Source organism: Hydrogenophaga flava NBRC 102514 (assembly GCF_001571145.1).
In the GTDB taxonomy this organism is placed as follows: Bacteria; Pseudomonadota; Gammaproteobacteria; order Burkholderiales; family Burkholderiaceae_C; genus Hydrogenophaga; species Hydrogenophaga flava.
The window spans coordinates 128,788-143,001 of sequence record NZ_BCTF01000008.1 but is presented as its reverse complement, the minus strand read 5'-3'; the positions used below and the strand labels follow the sequence as shown (position 1 = coordinate 143,001).

The following is a 14,214-nucleotide window of genomic DNA, read 5'->3' as shown; positions in this document are numbered from 1 at the left end:
ATGGAACGCTTCATCGACGCCAACCCCTACGCCTGGCCCTACAACGGCGACCTGCGGCCCGAGAACACCGCCCTGATCGTCATCGACATGCAGACCGACTTCTGCGGCATCGGCGGCTATGTGGACCAGATGGGCTACGACATCTCGCTCACGCGCGCACCCATTGCGCCGCTGCAGACGCTGATGGCCGCGATGCGCGGCGCCGGCTACACCGTGATCCACACCCGCGAAGGCCATCGGCCCGATCTCTCCGACCTGCCGGCCAACAAGCGCTGGCGCTCGCGCCAGATCGGCACCAACGGCGTGGGCATCGGCGACGACGGGCCCTGCGGGCGCATCCTGGTGCGGGGCGAACCGGGCTGGGAGATCATTCCTGAACTCGCGCCGCTGCCGGGCGAGGTGGTGATCGACAAGCCGGGCAAAGGCTCGTTCTACGCCACCGACCTGGAACTGCTGCTGCGCACGCGCGGCATCAGCAACCTGCTGCTCGCCGGCATCACCACCGATGTGTGCGTGCACACCACCATGCGCGACGCCAACGACCGGGGCTTCGAATGCCTGCTGCTGTCGGACTGCACCGCCGCCACCGACCGCGGCAACCACGAGGCCGCGCTGAAGATGATCACCATGCAGGGCGGCGTGTTCGGCGCGCACGCCCCATCAACCGCTGTGCTGGAGGCGCTGGCATGAGCGCAGACGACGTTCCCATCGGCGGTCTGCCGCCGTCCACCGGCGCGCTGGCGCTGGACACCTATGACATGGGCATGCGCTTTGGCAGCTTCCAGGCGCTGCAGGGCGTGAGCATGAAGGTTGCCCCGGGCACCGTGCACGCGCTGCTGGGCGAGAACGGCGCCGGCAAGAGCACGCTGGTCAAGTGCGTGGCCGGCTTCCAGCGGCCCACCTCGGGCAGCATCCTGATCGACGGTCGCGAGCAGGCCATCCCCAACCCGGTGGTGGCCCGCGCGCTGGGCATCGGCATGGTCTACCAGCACTTCACGCTGGCGCCCGGCATGACGGTGGCCGAGAACCTGCTGCTGGCCGGTGGCCAGACGCCGGGCGTCATCGACTGGAAACGCCAGCGCGCCGAGCTGGCGCAGTTCCTCAAAACCACGCCGTTCCAGCTCGACCTGGACGCGCGCCCGCAGGAACTGGCTGCTGGCGAGAAGCAGAAGCTGGAACTGCTCAAGCAGCTCTACCTGAAACCGCGGCTGCTGATCCTGGACGAACCCACCTCGGTGCTCACGCCGCAGGAGGCCGACGAGGTGCTGGGCCATGTGCGCGAATTCGCGCGCAGCGGGCAGTGCACGGTGCTGATCATCACGCACAAGTTCCGCGAGGTGATGGCCTACGCCGACGACGTGACGGTGCTGCGCCGCGGCCAGGCGGTGCACCACTGCGCCGTGGCCGACACCACGCCGGCGCTGCTGGCGCAGGCCATGGTGGGCGGCGGTGCCGAGGGCACGGACGGCGTCGAACCGGCGCCCCGAAACGAAGCCCCGGCCAGCGGCGAGGTGTCGCTGGCGGTGCAAGGCCTGCAGGTGATGGGCGACCGTGGGACGCTGGCCGTGCAGGACCTGAGCCTGGCCGTGGCCCGCGGCGAGATCCTGGGTGTGGCCGGCGTGTCGGGCAACGGCCAGCGCGAACTGGTGGAGGCCCTGGTGGGCCAGCGCCCCCGCTCGGCGGGCACGGTGTCGGTGCAGGGCCAGCCCTACACCGCCCGGCGCGAGGAAAACCACCGCCTGAAGGTGCGCAGCCTGCCTGAGGAGCCACTGCGCAACGCCTGCGTGGGTGACCTGTCGGTGGCCGAAAACATGGCGCTGCGCGACTTCGACCGGGCACCGCTGTGCAGCGGGGGCCGCCTGCGCTTTGGCCAGTGGCGCAGCCGCGCACGCGAATGGATCGCCGGCTACGGCATCAAGACACAGGGCGAGGACGCGCCGATCCGCAGCCTCTCGGGTGGCAACGTGCAGCGCGCGGTGCTGGCGCGCGAGCTGCACGGCGACATCAACGTGCTGATCGCGGCCAACCCGGTGTTCGGCCTGGACTTCGCGGCGGTCAAGGAAATCCACACCCGGCTGCGCGGCGTGCGCAACCAGGGCGGCGCGGTGCTGCTGATCAGCGAAGACCTGGACGAGCTGCTGGAGCTGGCCGACCGCATCGTGGTGATGAGCGAGGGCCGCATCGTGTTCGAGACACCGGCCGCAAGCGCCGACCGCCATGCCATCGGTGCCCACATGGGCGGAGGACATTGACCATGCAGATTCCCGCCCAACCCTTTCCCTACGCGTTCGATCTGGCGCACACCGCGCTGGTGATCATCGACATGCAACGCGACTTCATCGAGCCCGGCGGCTTTGGTGAAACGCTGGGCAACGACGTGTCGCTGCTCTCGGCCATCGTGCCGGCCTGCCAGGCCGTGCTGCAGGCCTGGCGCGCTGCCGGTGGCCTGGTCGTGCACACGCGCGAGGCGCACCGGCCCGACCTCTCGGACTGCCCGCCGGCCAAGCGCGAGCGCGGCAACCCGGCGCTGCGCATTGGCGACCTGGGGCCGATGGGCCGCATCCTGGTGGCGGGCGAGCCGGGCAACCAGATCATTCCCGAGCTGGCCCCGGTGGACGGCGAAATCGTGATCGACAAGCCGGGCAAGGGCGCGTTCTATGCCACCGGGCTGCACGAGATCCTGCAGGACCACGGCATCAGCCACCTGCTGTTCATGGGCGTGACCACCGAGGTCTGTGTGCAGACCAGCATGCGCGAGGCCAACGACCGCGGCTACGACGGCCTGCTGCTGGAAGACTGCACCGAGAGCTACTTCCCCCACTTCAAGACGGCCACGCTGGAGATGCTGCGCGCCCAGGGCGGCATCGTGGGCTGGACGGCGCCTTCGGCCGCCGTGTTGACCGCCATCAAGCCTGCAGCCGACGACGCTGCTAGAGTTTCTCCGTGAGCAACACCCCGGCAACCGTCCACCCCATTGACCCTGTCTCTTCGCAGCCTTCTCGCGCCGAAGAGGTTTATGCGCAGCTCAAGCGCGACATCGCCGACTTCCGGCTGGTGCCGGGCGACCGCTTCAGCGAACACGACATCTGCAACCGCCTGGCGGTCTCGCGCACGCCGGTGCGCCAGGCCCTGTTCCGCCTTCAGCAGGAGGGTCTGGTGGAGGTGATGTTCCGCAGCGGCTGGCGTGTGCTGCCGTTCGACTTCGACCGGTTCGACCAGCTCTACGATTTGCGCATGGTGCTGGAAACCGCGGCCGCGCAGCGCCTGTGCCAGCAGGCGTCGGCCGAGTCGTCGCCCTTGCTGGAAGCCCTGAAGGAGCGCTGGCTGGTGCCGGCGGGCGAGCGCAGCAGCGACGCCGCCCAGGTGGCTGCCTGGGACGAGGCCTTCCACGAAACCCTGGTGCAGGCCGCGGGCAACCCGGAGATGGCGCGCGTGCACCACGAGGTGACCGAGCGCATCCGCATCATCCGGCGGCTCGACTTTCTAAAGCAGATGCGCATCGACGCGACCTACGACGAACACGCCAAGATCCTGCGCGCCGTCCTTGCGCGCAAGGCCGACCGCGCCGAGCTGCTGCTGCGCTCGCACATCCAGTCCAGCCAGGTGGAGGTGCGCAAGATCACGCTGCACCAGGTGTTTCTGGCGCGCCAGGCGGTGGGTGGATAGCAAGAACCCCCGGTCCCTGGTGGAACACCAGATCGCTTACCACCTGTCCCCCCACGAGGTGCTGCCCGATGATGCGGTCCATGTTGTCGGGGGTCACGCCGTGGTACCAGGTGCCGTCGGGCTGCACGCACAGGATGGGGCCACCCTTGCAGGCCGCAAAACAGCTCACGCGGCTGCGCTTGACGCGCAGCGCGCCCTCGTGCAGCCCGGCGGCCTTGAACTTCTCGCCCAGGCTGTCGAACAGCTCCTGCGCTGCGCCGTCCTGCGTGCAGCGTGCGCCGGTGCAGACCAGCAGGTGCCGGCGGTAGTCGCCGATGCGGGGTTTTTCCGTGGTGCTCATTGCTCGGTTTCCTCGGTGGTGGTGTCGGGCGGTTCGGGCGACTCGGGTGCTGCCAGCACCTGTTCGATGTAGTCCACGGGCAGGCGGTGGCGGTCGGCGAGTTCGGTCAGGTCCGCGCCGGACGCATGGTCGGCCCGCAGCCCCTCGATCCACCCCAGCAGGCCGCTGGAGAGTGAGCGGCCGGCCTTCTCGCCGTCGCGGGTCTCGAACCCCTGGTCCGAGTCGTACTTGTTGGCATAGCCGCGCGGGGTGACCATCAGGCCCGAGCGCAGGAAGGTGCTGCTGTTGCCGATGAGCACGGTGCTGAGCATGCCGATCTCCTGTTCGGCCATCTGGTCCAGCGTGGTGTGGACGATGTGCTGGCGGCGCCGGTAGGCGCTCTTGACGATAGCCACCGGCGTGTCCGCCCGGCGGTGCCGCAGTAGCAGGCGCTGCGCCTCGACGATCTGGCGCGTGCGGCGCCCGCTCTTGGGGTTGTAGAGCGCGACCACGAAGTCGGCCGCGGCGGCAGCGTCCAGGCGCCGAGCGATCACCGGCCAGGGCGTCAGCAGATCGGACAGCGAGATGGAGCAGAAGTCGTGCGTCAGCGGCGCGCCGACCAGGGCGGCGCAGGCGTTGATGGCCGACGCGCCGGGCACGATCTCCACCGCCACATGGTCCTCCGGCGTCCAGCCGGCCTGGAACAGCACCTCGTAGGTCGGGCCGGCCATGCCGTAGACGCCGGCGTCGCCCGACGAGATCAGCGCCACCTTCTTGCCGGCGCGGGCCGCGGCCAGCGCGTGCACGGCGCGGTCCAGCTCTTCGGTCATGCCCTTGCGCACGACTTCCTTGCCGTCCAGCAGGTCGGCCACCAGCTTGATGTAGGTGACGTAGCCCACCACCACGTCGGCCTCGGCGATGGCGGCGCGCGCGCGGGCGGTCATGTGGTCGGTGTGGCCGGGGCCGATGCCCACCAGGCTGATGCGGCCGGTGGTGACTGCGTTGTGCGGGGCAGTGACGGGGGTGTCGGTGGTCATGTCGTTCCTTGGGACGGGCGGGGTTCAATGGCAAGGCCGCGGTCAGCCATGCAGCGGTTGTTCGGTGGTGGCGCTGGTGTCGGTGTTCCAGGACGGGGCCCAGGTGTTCTCGGTGAACAGGGCCGGCGCCGGACGTGCCTGGCGCCACTGTTGCTCGATGAGCAGGGGTGTTTCGTAGAAGCGATCCACCGGACCGATGCACAGCAGGCCCAGCGGCACGACGCCCGCGGGCAGCGCCAGCAGCGTGTGCAAGTCGCCGGGTTCGAACAGCGACACCCATCCGAGACCCAGGTGTTCGGCGCGCGCGGCCAACCAGAGGTTCTGCACGGCGGCGCCCGCCGAGCACCACGCCATTTCGCTCGCCAGCGTGCGGCGACCGAACAGCGTGCCGTCGTCTGGCGCCAGTACCAGCGCCCACAGTTCAGCGCACTCGCGCACCCCTTCCACCTTCAGCGCCAGGAACTCGGCCGCGCGCGACCCCATGGCCTGGGCGGTGCGCATCCGCTCCTCGTCCACGGCGACGGCCAGTTGGTCGCGCAGCGCCGGGGCGGTGATGCGCAGCACCCGCAGGGGCTGCATCAGCCCCACCGACGGCGCGGCGAGCAGCGCCGACTGCAGGCGCGCCCTGACGTCGTCGGCGATCTGCGCACCGGCGCTGAAGTGGCGCATGTCGCGCCGTACCTGCATCAGCGACTGCACCGCCTCGCGCTCGGCGACCGTGAAGCGGCGGTTGGGGTCGGTGTTGGCGACACAAGGCGGGATGGCCGTTCGGGGCATCACGCGCGCCACGGACACAGTGGCATTGCGCCCATCGTCGCCGCGCAGCCGGTGCTTCTCGACGCACAGGGCGGAGGCATCGGTGGTGCCTGCGGCGAGCAGCGCTGCGGCTTCGGAGACCGAGGGGGTGCCGGTGTGGCGGCGCACGGTTTCGGACGGGTTCGGCACTGCGACCTCGGCCAGTTGTGCGCCGGGGTAGAAGTGCAGCGGCCAGCCGGCCTGCGCCGCCAGGGCCAGCAGCGCGGGCTCGTCGGCCTTGAGCGTGATGCTGCCCACGCCGCTCACCTGCCGGCGGTCCAGGCCGACCGCGGCCAGGGCCTCGTCGACCGCGCGCTCCAGCGTGGCCAGAGGGGTGCCACGGTCGCAGCCGATGCCCAGGGCCACCGTCATGCCGCCACCCCGGTGGTAGCGCCGGGGCCGGCAGGCAGCGGCGGGCGGTACACCACCAGCCGTTCGTGCAGGGTTTCCCACAGCGCGTCGTCGACCGGGCGGTGGGTGATCCACAACACCGCGCGGTAGCGGGCCAGGTCCACGTCCTCCAGCCGCGCGTGGCGGTGGATGTTCGGCGGCAGCGGGGTGGGGCGGGTCCACCAATGCGGGCTGCCGGCCTCCTGCACCAGGGCCACCGGTTCTTCGTTGACCACGGCGGCGGAGACGCGGGTGATGTTGAGCTTGGGCGCCTCGACCTGCCAGCCCAGTTCGCGGCCCAGGATGTCGACCGGGATGGTCCTGCCCACGTCCGAGGCGGTGGTGAGCACCGCCGTGGCGCCCAGCAGCGCGGCCACGGTCTCGGCCATGGCGTTGGCGCCGCCCACATGGCCCGAGAGCACGGGGATGGCGAACTGGCCGGCGTCGTCCACCACCAGCACGCCGGGGTCCTCGTCCTTGTTCTTCAGGTGCGGCGCGATCAGCCGCACCACCGCGCCGAGCGAGACGAAGAACACGATCTGGTCGAACTGCTCGAACAGGCTGCCGATCTGGTCCTTGAACGGGCCGTCGTAGGCGAGCACCGGGTTGGGCAGGCCGGCGCAGGCGTCGGCAAACCGGGCGGCCACGCAGACGCTGGCCGCGGGCAGCGCACGTGCCAGGGTGGCGGCCTGCGCGGCGCCGTGTTTGGTGATGGCGACGAGCACGAAGCGGGGAAGAAGATGGGGATGGTCGGGGTTCATGCAGCCGGTTCCGGGGTTTTCTTGAGACAGCCCTTGATGCGCTCGCCGCGCACGCGGTGGGGGTTCTTCACGATCAGCAGCGAGAGGTAGCTGACCTTGGTGCCGCGCAGCGCGAGCAGCGCGGGGCCCGAGAGGCGCCGCTCGTCCAGCGCGCCAACGCGTTCGACGAAGTGCGCGCCAGCCAGCAGGCCGCGCGCCTCCAGCCAGTCCAGCAGGTCCTCGATCAGCGGCTTGATCTTCATCAGCACCAGGGTGTCGAAGTCGGGCAGCAGCCGGTCGACCGCGCCCACGCCGTAGGCCGCCGGCACGATGGCCACGGTGTCGTCCTGCTCGGCGAACGGTTCGCCCACATCCGCACAGGCAGCGGTGAACGAATTGACGCCTGCGATGGTGCGCACCGGCACCCGCTCGTCCAGCCCGCGCAGGGTGCGCGCCAGGTGGCCGAAGGTGGCGTAGGTGGAGGCATCGCCCTCGACCAGGAACAGCACGTCGCGCCCGGTCTGCAGCCAGGGCAGCACGGTCTGTGCAGCCTTCAGCCAGGCGCGCGCCAGTTTCTCGCCGTCGTGCGTCATCGGGAACAGCAGCGGTGTGTGGGTCTCGGGCAGCGGCAGCCCGGCGCGCATCACGATGTCCAGCGCATAGCTGGGCGTCTTGCCGCTGCGCACCGGGTAGACCCAGATGGCGTCGCGGCGCTCCAGCGCGGCCCAGGCCGTGCGGGTGATCAGGCCGGGGTCGCCCGGGCCCAGCGAGATGCCGTGCAGGGTACCCATGCGCGGGGCGGTGGAAGGCGTGACGTCAGCCATGCGCCGCCTCCTCCGCCGCCACCACCGGCCCGTGTTCGCCGTGGCCCATGGGGCCCACGCCGGCGCACACCAGCCACACCGGGTTCTCGGCGGCCATGCGGTGCATGTGGAGGATGGGGCGGCTGCGCGCGGCCTGCAGCTGCAGCACGTCCCAGTCGGCGTTCAGCTGCTGCAGGGCCTGGGTGGCGGTGGCCAGGTTCTCCAGGGTCACGAAGTTCATCACCAGCCGGCCCTGCGGCCGCAGGCGCCGCAACACCTGGGCGATCAGCCCGGCCAGCTCGCCGCCGGAGCCGCCGATGAACACCGCGTCGGGGTCGGGCCAGGTGTCCGGGCCCTCGGGCGCCTTGCCCAGGTGGAGGCTGTAGTTGCTGACGCCGAAGGCTGCGTGGTTGCGCCGGGCGATGGCGTGGTCGGCCTCGTTCTTCTCGATGGCGAACACGTGGCCCTGCGGGCACAGGCGGGCGGCCTCCAGCCCCACCGAGCCGCTGCCGGCGCCGATGTCCCAGACCACGCTGTCGGTGCGCAGCTGCAGCCGCGCCAGGCTGACGGCGCGCACCTCCTGCTTGGTGATCAGGCCCTTCTCGGGCTGGCGCTGCTCGAAGGCGCTGTCGGCCAGGCCGAAGCACACCGGCTGCGGCCGCGTCCCTGCGCGCCACAGCAGCACCACGTTCAGCTCGGCAAAGCGCATGCGGGCCGCCTCGGCTGGGCTGAGTTGCGCATGCACCCGCTCGTCGGGCTGCAGCAGGTGTTCGGCCACGGCCATGTGGAAGTCGCTGCCCAGGCCTTCGGCCAGCAGCAGGCGGGCGATGCGGTCGGGGCTGTTCGCCGGGCTGGTCAGCAGCAGCAGGCGCTGCTCGGCGCGCAGGGCCTGGGCCAGCGCGTACAGGCCGTGCGTGGGCGGGGCGCCGCGCTGCCACTCGCCGGCATCGGCGGCGTGCACGGAGACGATGCGCGCGTCCTGCCAGGCCAGGCCCACGCGGGCGCAGGCCAGTTGCAGCGTGGACAGGTTGGGCAGGATCTCCAGCGCCTCCAGGCACAGGTGCTGGGCCAGGTAGGGCGCGATGCCGTGGCACAGCGGGTCGCCGGTGGCCAGCACCACGCAGGCCTGGTTAGCCTCGCGCGCGGCGCGCACCCAGCTGGGCACCGCCTTCAGCTGGCCGGTCAGGTCGTGGGTGACGGCGCGGGCCTTGAGCGTGTGCCGGAACAGCGCCAGCGTGCGCGCGCCTCCGATCACCACGTCGGCCGCGCGCAGGTGGGCCAGCGCGGTGGCGCCGAGGCTGGCCACGCCGTCGTCGAGCACGCCGATCACGCGGCAGCGGTTGGGATCGTGGGAGGGCAGGTCGTTCATTCGGTATCGAAGTCGGAGTGGTGGGTGTGGCTGATGCCGGTGCGGCCGGCGGTGGCGGGGCGGGGCCGTGCCTCGGCGGGGGCCGAGCGCACATCGGCCACCGGCTGGCCGCTGAAGTTGCACACCAGCACGCGCAGCGCGAAGGCGTGGCCGTAGCGCGTGGGGGCGGTCAGGGTGTCGATGGCGCGCTGCGCCAGCGCCTGGTGGAAGGCCGGACCCAGGCCGCGCTCGACCATCAGCTCGGCGCCGAAGCGCGCGGTCTCGGCGGCGGCGATGGCGGCGCAGTCCTCGGCCGTGGCGCCGATCTGCCGGGCGATCTCGGCCACCAGGTCGGTGTCCACCACGTTGCGGTTGGCGTGGGTGATGGTCTCGCCCTGCGCGATCTTGGTCAGCTTGCCCACCATCACGCCCAGCACCACCTCGGGCAGGCCCTGGGCCACCACCTCGTCGAGCGCGTAGCGCAGGAAGTCGCCCATCTGCACGAAGCAGGCGGCGGGCAGGCCGGGCCGCTCGGCGCGCAGCGTCTGCATGGCAAAGGTCTCGGTGCGGCCGCCGGTGGTCAGCGCCACCACGCCATGGTCCAGCGTGGCCGCAACCTGGATGCCCTGCACCACGCTGGCCCGCCAGGCGGCGGTGGAGTAGGGTTTGACGATGCCGGTGGTGCCCAGGATGCTGATGCCGCCCAGGATGCCCAGCCGGGCGTTGGTGGTCTTCTTGGCCATCTCCTGGCCGCCCGGCACGCTCACGGTCACCTCCAGGCCGTGCTGCGCCAGCAGCCGCGGTGCGGCCTCGTGCAGGTTGTCGGCGATGTTCTGGCGCGGCACCGGGTTGATGGCCGGGCCGCCCACCGCCAGGCCCAGGCCGGGCAGCGTCACCGTGCCCACGCCGTCGCCGGCCACGAACGTGATCTCGCCCGCGCGGCCGGGCAGCCGCCGCAGGTCCACCGTGAGGTGGGCGCCGTCGGTGCAGTCCGGGTCGTCGCCCGCAAACTTCACCACCATGGCGTGGGCGCTGTGCGCATCGCAGCGCCCGTCGTGCACGGCAAAACGCACGCGCTGGCCGTTGGGCAGCAGGCTCTCCATCGCGTCAGGCACCTGCCCGGTTTCCAGCCCCTCTGCGGCGGCCCGGGCGGCCGCGGCCGCACAGGCACCGGTGGTGAAACCGGTGCGGGTGCCGCGCGGGGTGGCGTCGTCCATCGTCAGGCGCTTTCTGCGCGTTGCCGCGCCTCGGCCAGCGCCAGCAGCGCGTGCAGGGCGGCGACCACCAGGGTGGAACCGCCCTTGCGACCGCGGATGACGATCCACGGCACGTCAGTGATCTGCGCCATCAGGTCCTTGGACTCCGCCGCCGACACAAAGCCCACCGGCATGCCGACCACCAGGGCGGGGCGCACGCCGTCCTCCACGATCAACCGCACCAGCTCGATCAGCGCGGTGGGCGCGTTGCCGATGCCGACGATGGCGCCCTGCAGCAGGCCCAGGCGGTGCGCCTTGCGCATGGCCTGCACGGCGCGGGTGGTGTTGTCGGCCTGCGCCTGGGAGATCACGTCGGCATCGCTGATGAACTGGTGTGTGGCCATGCCGAAGTGCGCCAGGCGCGGCCGGGACAGGCCCGAGCAGATCATCTCCACGTCGGCCACCACGGGCGTGCCACCGCGCAGCACCGCGGCCATGCCCGCCGGCACCGCGTCGGGGTGGAAGGCGGTCAGGCCGTTGAACTCGAAGTCGGCGTTGGCGTGGATCATGCGGCGCACGATCGGCCACTGCCCGGCCGTGTAGGCGTGCGCGCCGGCCTCGGCGTCGATGATGGCGAAGCTGTCGTGTTCGATCGCCTGGCCGGCGGCGGTGAGCTGCTCGGTGACGGTGTTGACCGTGCTCATGCCGAGGCGCCCTCGTGCGCATGGGCGGGGGCGTTGGCGTGCACATGCACATGCACAGGCGCGTGCGTGTGCTCGTGCGAATGGCCGTGCCCCAGGTCGTGGGCGATCTCGCGGTAGCTGCAGCCGTCGCAGGGCAGCCGGCTGTCGGGCACACCGGCCAGCAGGTCGTGCACGCGCTGCTCCACCAGTTCGAAGATTTCTTTCTCGAAACCGAAGTGCGTGCCGCAGGCAAAGCGCACCTGCGGGTACTGCGCCCGCAGATGGTCGACCTGGCGGTGGATGCGCTGCATCAGCGTGCCGGTGTAGAGGTAGTAGGGCAGCACCACCACCTGGCGCAGGCCGATCAGCACCTGGCGCTGAACCACGCGTTCGAGCCGCGGAAAGGTGATGCCGGTGAAGGCCAGGTCCACCAGTTCGTGGTCGCTTTCTTCCTGCAGCCAGCGCGCCATCCGGGCCATGTCGCCGTTGGCGCCGCGGTCCGACGAGCCCCGGCCCAGCAGCACCACGCCGGTGGTGGTGGGGTCGGGCATGTCCAGCTCGGCCATGGCCTGGCGCAGGCGGCGCTTGAGGATGGCGAGGATGGGGTCGCAGGCGCCCAGGTGCGGACCGTAGAGGAACTCGGTGCCGGGCGCGTGTGCGCGGGCGTGTTCGATCGCCTCGGGAATCTCCATCTTGGCGTGGCCGGCGGCGTTCAGGATCAGCGGCAGCACCAGCACACGGCGCGCGCTGTGCGCCGCCGCCAGCAGCCCGTCGTGCAGGGACGGCGCGGCGAATTCGATGAAGCAGACCTCGATGCGCCAGGCCGGCTGGCGCGCGCGCCACTGGTCGACGAAGTCGCGGATTTCCTGGTTGCCGGAGTCCTCGCGTGAGCCGTGGCCCACCAGCAGGATCGTGGTGTGATTCATGTCGTGGCTTTCCTGAAACGGTGGGTGAAGCTGGGGTCGTAGAGCCGGGACCTGATCAGCTCGGGCCACTGGCGCGCGCCCAGCGTGGGGCTGGCGATCACCATGGCCTGGCTGACGATGCCGGCCTCGCGGCACTGTTGTTTGATGGTGGCGAGCGTGCCGCGCACGATGCGCTCTTCGCCCGGCCAGCTGGCCTTGTGCACCACCAGCACCGGCGCATCCTCCGGCCAGCCGGCCTCGCGCAGGCCGGCCTCGACCTTGTGCAGCAGCGTGATGGACAGGAAGATGCACAGCGTGCAGCGGTGGGCCGCCAGGGCGGCCAGGTCCTCGCCGTCGGGCATGGGCGTGCGCCCCTCGACCCGGGTGAAGATGGTGGTCTGCGTGACCTCGGGCAGGGTGAAGCTCTCGACCGCCGCGGCCGCCGAGGCCATGGCCGAGGACACGCCCGGCACCACCGCCACCGGCACACCCGCGGCGTCCAGCGGCTGCACCAGCTCGATGAGGGCGCCATAGAGCGCCGGGTCGCCGGTCTGCAGGCGCACCACGGTGTCGCAGCGCGCGGCGTTCGCGATCAGCCAGGCCGACATCTGCTCCAGCGTCATGTCCTTGCTGTCGGCGATGACGCAACCTGGTGGCGCCCACCGGGTGGCCGCCTCGTTCACCAGCGAACCGGCGAACAGGATTGCCCCGGCGCGCACAATCAGGTCGCGCCCCTTGACGGTGATCAGTTCCGGATCGCCCGGCCCCGCACCCACAAACCAGACCGTTCCGACACCCATGGTGCGTGCGCGGTCAGGCGGCCTGGTGCAGGCGGCGTTCCACCACGGCGCTGCCCTGCAGACCGCGCAGGGTCTTGGCCAGGGCCAGGACGGCCAGGTCGATCAGCGGCTCGGCCAGCACCACGCTCATGTAGGCGGCGCCGAAGCTGCCGATGCTCACCAGGTTGTCGACGCCCAGTCCGCGCCCGTAGAGCGCCCAGAAGCCCACCCACAGCACGATGCCGCCCTGGTAGGCCAGGGACAGCTTCAGGGCCTGGCTGTAGCGCAGGTCCACATAGGCCATCTGGTCGGGAATCACGCGCCGCGCCAGCGCCGCGGTGGCGAACAGCGGCACCAGCAGTGTGGTCACGTTCATGCCGTACTGCGGCAGATCGAAGGGCGCGAAGAACATGCCCTGGACCAGCAAGCCGCCGGCCAGCCCGATGGCCGCAGGCGCCGCGCCGAACAGCAGCATCAGCGTGGTGCCCAGAATCAGGTGGACCTCGGACACGCCCACCGGGTGGTGCGGCAGCACCTCGAAGAAGCAGAACACCAGCGCCGTGGCCAGCAGGGTCCGCAGCAGCAGGGCGGTTGCGCCGTCCTTTCTGATCGTGTCGGCCGACAGCTTGGCCGTGTAGCCGATGCAGGCGGCCGCTGTGGCGACGCTCAGGGCGAGCTTGGCCCCGTCCACCAGACCTGGTTCGATGTGCATGAAGTGACTCCTTGGGTTGGATGCGTTGGACTCAACGCGGTTGGAAAGTCGGCAAAGACCCAAGGGAGAGGCGAGGACTGGTTCCGTCGGCGAACGGACAGCCCCCGGCGAGCGCACGCACAGGCGCTGGCACAGACTCGCAAAAACATGCGAAAGGACGACATGAAGGACACCGGCGAAGACCCCTCACCGCCTTCCCCGACGGTGTTTGGGTAATGCGGCTGCGCTTTGGGGCGCAGCCTCCTTGTTGGCCGGTATCCGGGCTGACAGAACGTTTCTCAAAGCCTTCCCGGTGTGACCCAGTGGCGAAATTTTGAGAAATGGGGGCCTTGGCAATGCCTTGGGCCACCCGTCTGCTTACCGTTGCGGGGGCAGCGCAGGTTAGGTTCGTCCGTATGGGACTCGCCCTCCTGCTTCCCGTTGAACTGCGATGCCTGAACAGCATCGCGAGCACCAACAGCTTTTGATTCTATATCCGACTAAATGGCTTGATGGCGTTGAGAGGCCTGCTTGCTTGGTGAAGGAGGAGTTCCCGTCCGCAGGGCCGTCGATCTCGGCCGCACCCAACCGGTCACTCCGTTGCCCGTGTCAGACGCTCTTGCCCTTGAGCAGCCGCGCGCGTTCGGATGGGCTGTAGTGGTTGAAGTGGCCGGCCGCGTCGGCCGCGCGCCGGTTGGACATGCGGATAGCCTCGATCTTGCCGGCCGGGGCGATGCGCGAGACGCACTTGTCCAGCTCGGTGCTGGCGCAGTGCGGGCAGGTGGGCACGGTGCCGGCGCGCACCAGCAGCTCGAAGTCGGCGTGGCAGGCTGTGCAGTGGTAGTCAAACAGCGGCATGGTG

Annotated in this window: 16 protein-coding genes and 1 riboswitch; of the genes, 4 read left to right on the top strand and 12 right to left on the bottom strand. The window is 70.6% G+C overall.

Going from position 1 to position 14,214, the window contains the following annotated elements; genetic code table 11:
• From biuH to HFL01S_RS09245, 4 genes are read left to right on the top strand one after another with little or no spacing between them, the layout of a single operon-like run.
• Complete coding sequence (gene biuH / locus HFL01S_RS09260; RefSeq protein ID WP_066257666.1) at nucleotides 1-690, top strand: biuret amidohydrolase; 690 nt, start codon at nucleotides 1-3, stop codon at nucleotides 688-690.
• Nucleotides 687-2,252, top strand: coding sequence for an ABC transporter ATP-binding protein (locus HFL01S_RS09255; protein WP_066257664.1), 1,566 nt, complete (start codon nucleotides 687-689; stop codon nucleotides 2,250-2,252). The genes biuH and HFL01S_RS09255 overlap by 4 nt, the downstream gene beginning before the upstream one ends.
• A 2-nt stretch (nucleotides 2,253-2,254) precedes the next feature.
• Nucleotides 2,255-2,947, top strand: coding sequence for a cysteine hydrolase family protein (locus HFL01S_RS09250; RefSeq protein WP_066257663.1), 693 nt, complete (start codon nucleotides 2,255-2,257; stop codon nucleotides 2,945-2,947).
• Entirely contained in the window at nucleotides 2,944-3,666 is a 723-nt protein-coding gene (locus HFL01S_RS09245; RefSeq protein WP_066257661.1) for a GntR family transcriptional regulator, read from the top strand. The genes HFL01S_RS09250 and HFL01S_RS09245 overlap by 4 nt, the downstream gene beginning before the upstream one ends.
• Here HFL01S_RS09245 and HFL01S_RS09240 read toward each other — a convergent pair.
• The 12 genes from HFL01S_RS09240 to HFL01S_RS09185 form a co-directional block, all read right to left on the bottom strand.
• Complete coding sequence (locus tag HFL01S_RS09240) at nucleotides 3,620-4,006, bottom strand: (2Fe-2S) ferredoxin domain-containing protein (protein WP_066257659.1); 387 nt, start codon at nucleotides 4,004-4,006, stop codon at nucleotides 3,620-3,622. The two genes, HFL01S_RS09245 and HFL01S_RS09240, sit on opposite strands and share 47 nt — an antisense overlap.
• Nucleotides 4,003-5,022, bottom strand: coding sequence for a precorrin-3B C(17)-methyltransferase (cobJ, locus tag HFL01S_RS09235; RefSeq protein WP_084383178.1), 1,020 nt, complete (start codon nucleotides 5,020-5,022; stop codon nucleotides 4,003-4,005). Before cobJ ends, HFL01S_RS09240 begins: the two co-directional genes overlap by 4 nt.
• A 42-nt stretch (nucleotides 5,023-5,064) precedes the next feature.
• A complete protein-coding gene (gene bluB, locus HFL01S_RS24625) occupies nucleotides 5,065-6,189 on the bottom strand; it encodes a 5,6-dimethylbenzimidazole synthase (RefSeq protein ID WP_084383177.1) in 1,125 nt (374 codons plus the stop codon).
• Complete coding sequence (locus HFL01S_RS09225) at nucleotides 6,186-6,968, bottom strand: cobalamin biosynthesis central domain-containing protein (RefSeq protein WP_066257655.1); 783 nt, start codon at nucleotides 6,966-6,968, stop codon at nucleotides 6,186-6,188. Before HFL01S_RS09225 ends, bluB begins: the two co-directional genes overlap by 4 nt.
• A complete protein-coding gene (gene cobI, locus HFL01S_RS09220) occupies nucleotides 6,965-7,771 on the bottom strand; it encodes a precorrin-2 C(20)-methyltransferase (RefSeq protein ID WP_066257650.1) in 807 nt (268 codons plus the stop codon). The genes HFL01S_RS09225 and cobI overlap by 4 nt, the downstream gene beginning before the upstream one ends.
• Nucleotides 7,764-9,119 (bottom strand): bifunctional cobalt-precorrin-7 (C(5))-methyltransferase/cobalt-precorrin-6B (C(15))-methyltransferase, encoded by a 1,356-nt coding sequence (locus HFL01S_RS09215; RefSeq protein WP_066257648.1) that lies wholly within the window; start codon nucleotides 9,117-9,119, stop codon nucleotides 7,764-7,766. Before HFL01S_RS09215 ends, cobI begins: the two co-directional genes overlap by 8 nt.
• Nucleotides 9,116-10,315, bottom strand: coding sequence for a cobalt-precorrin-5B (C(1))-methyltransferase (locus HFL01S_RS09210; RefSeq protein ID WP_066257644.1), 1,200 nt, complete (start codon nucleotides 10,313-10,315; stop codon nucleotides 9,116-9,118). The genes HFL01S_RS09215 and HFL01S_RS09210 overlap by 4 nt, the downstream gene beginning before the upstream one ends.
• A 2-nt stretch (nucleotides 10,316-10,317) precedes the next feature.
• On the bottom strand, nucleotides 10,318-10,998 hold the full coding sequence (locus tag HFL01S_RS09205) for a precorrin-8X methylmutase (protein ID WP_066257642.1): 681 nt from the start codon (nucleotides 10,996-10,998) through the stop codon (nucleotides 10,318-10,320).
• The gene (locus HFL01S_RS09200) at nucleotides 10,995-11,903 is read right to left on the bottom strand and encodes a sirohydrochlorin chelatase (RefSeq protein WP_066257640.1); all 909 of its coding nucleotides are present in this window, start codon (nucleotides 11,901-11,903) and stop codon (nucleotides 10,995-10,997) included. The genes HFL01S_RS09205 and HFL01S_RS09200 overlap by 4 nt, the downstream gene beginning before the upstream one ends.
• Nucleotides 11,900-12,682 carry a precorrin-4 C(11)-methyltransferase gene (gene cobM / locus HFL01S_RS09195; protein WP_066257638.1) on the bottom strand — a complete coding sequence of 261 codons (783 nt, stop codon included), beginning with the start codon at nucleotides 12,680-12,682 and terminating at the stop codon, nucleotides 11,900-11,902. Before cobM ends, HFL01S_RS09200 begins: the two co-directional genes overlap by 4 nt.
• Before the next feature lie 13 nt (nucleotides 12,683-12,695).
• Nucleotides 12,696-13,373 carry an energy-coupling factor ABC transporter permease gene (locus tag HFL01S_RS09190; protein ID WP_066257636.1) on the bottom strand — a complete coding sequence of 226 codons (678 nt, stop codon included), beginning with the start codon at nucleotides 13,371-13,373 and terminating at the stop codon, nucleotides 12,696-12,698.
• A gap of 232 nt (nucleotides 13,374-13,605) precedes the next feature.
• A riboswitch (cobalamin riboswitch) is annotated at nucleotides 13,606-13,846 on the bottom strand.
• A 115-nt stretch (nucleotides 13,847-13,961) separates the two neighbouring features.
• Nucleotides 13,962-14,210 carry an FmdB family zinc ribbon protein gene (locus tag HFL01S_RS09185; RefSeq protein ID WP_066257743.1) on the bottom strand — a complete coding sequence of 83 codons (249 nt, stop codon included), beginning with the start codon at nucleotides 14,208-14,210 and terminating at the stop codon, nucleotides 13,962-13,964.
• Nucleotides 14,211-14,214 lie beyond the last annotated feature (4 nt).

Bases quoted from the DNA above. Each gene is read 5' to 3' on its own strand.
- HFL01S_RS09215 (WP_066257648.1), bottom strand. From the start codon at position 9,119: ATGAACGACCTGCCCTCCCACGATCCCAACCGCTGCCGCGTGATCGGC.
- bluB (WP_084383177.1), bottom strand. From the start codon at position 6,189: ATGACGGTGGCCCTGGGCATCGGCTGCGACCGTGGCACCCCTCTGGCC.
- HFL01S_RS09205 (WP_066257642.1), bottom strand. From the start codon at position 10,998: ATGAGCACGGTCAACACCGTCACCGAGCAGCTCACCGCCGCCGGCCAG.
- HFL01S_RS09185 (WP_066257743.1), bottom strand. From the start codon at position 14,210: ATGCCGCTGTTTGACTACCACTGCACAGCCTGCCACGCCGACTTCGAG.
- HFL01S_RS09225 (WP_066257655.1), bottom strand. From the start codon at position 6,968: ATGAACCCCGACCATCCCCATCTTCTTCCCCGCTTCGTGCTCGTCGCC.
- HFL01S_RS09250 (WP_066257663.1), top strand. From the start codon at position 2,255: ATGCAGATTCCCGCCCAACCCTTTCCCTACGCGTTCGATCTGGCGCAC.
- HFL01S_RS09190 (WP_066257636.1), bottom strand. From the start codon at position 13,373: ATGCACATCGAACCAGGTCTGGTGGACGGGGCCAAGCTCGCCCTGAGC.
- HFL01S_RS09200 (WP_066257640.1), bottom strand. From the start codon at position 11,903: ATGAATCACACCACGATCCTGCTGGTGGGCCACGGCTCACGCGAGGAC.
- cobJ (WP_084383178.1), bottom strand. From the start codon at position 5,022: ATGACCACCGACACCCCCGTCACTGCCCCGCACAACGCAGTCACCACC.
- cobI (WP_066257650.1), bottom strand. From the start codon at position 7,771: ATGGCTGACGTCACGCCTTCCACCGCCCCGCGCATGGGTACCCTGCAC.
- HFL01S_RS09210 (WP_066257644.1), bottom strand. From the start codon at position 10,315: ATGGACGACGCCACCCCGCGCGGCACCCGCACCGGTTTCACCACCGGT.
- HFL01S_RS09255 (WP_066257664.1), top strand. From the start codon at position 687: ATGAGCGCAGACGACGTTCCCATCGGCGGTCTGCCGCCGTCCACCGGC.
- HFL01S_RS09240 (WP_066257659.1), bottom strand. From the start codon at position 4,006: ATGAGCACCACGGAAAAACCCCGCATCGGCGACTACCGCCGGCACCTG.
- cobM (WP_066257638.1), bottom strand. From the start codon at position 12,682: ATGGGTGTCGGAACGGTCTGGTTTGTGGGTGCGGGGCCGGGCGATCCG.
- biuH (WP_066257666.1), top strand. From the start codon at position 1: ATGGAACGCTTCATCGACGCCAACCCCTACGCCTGGCCCTACAACGGC.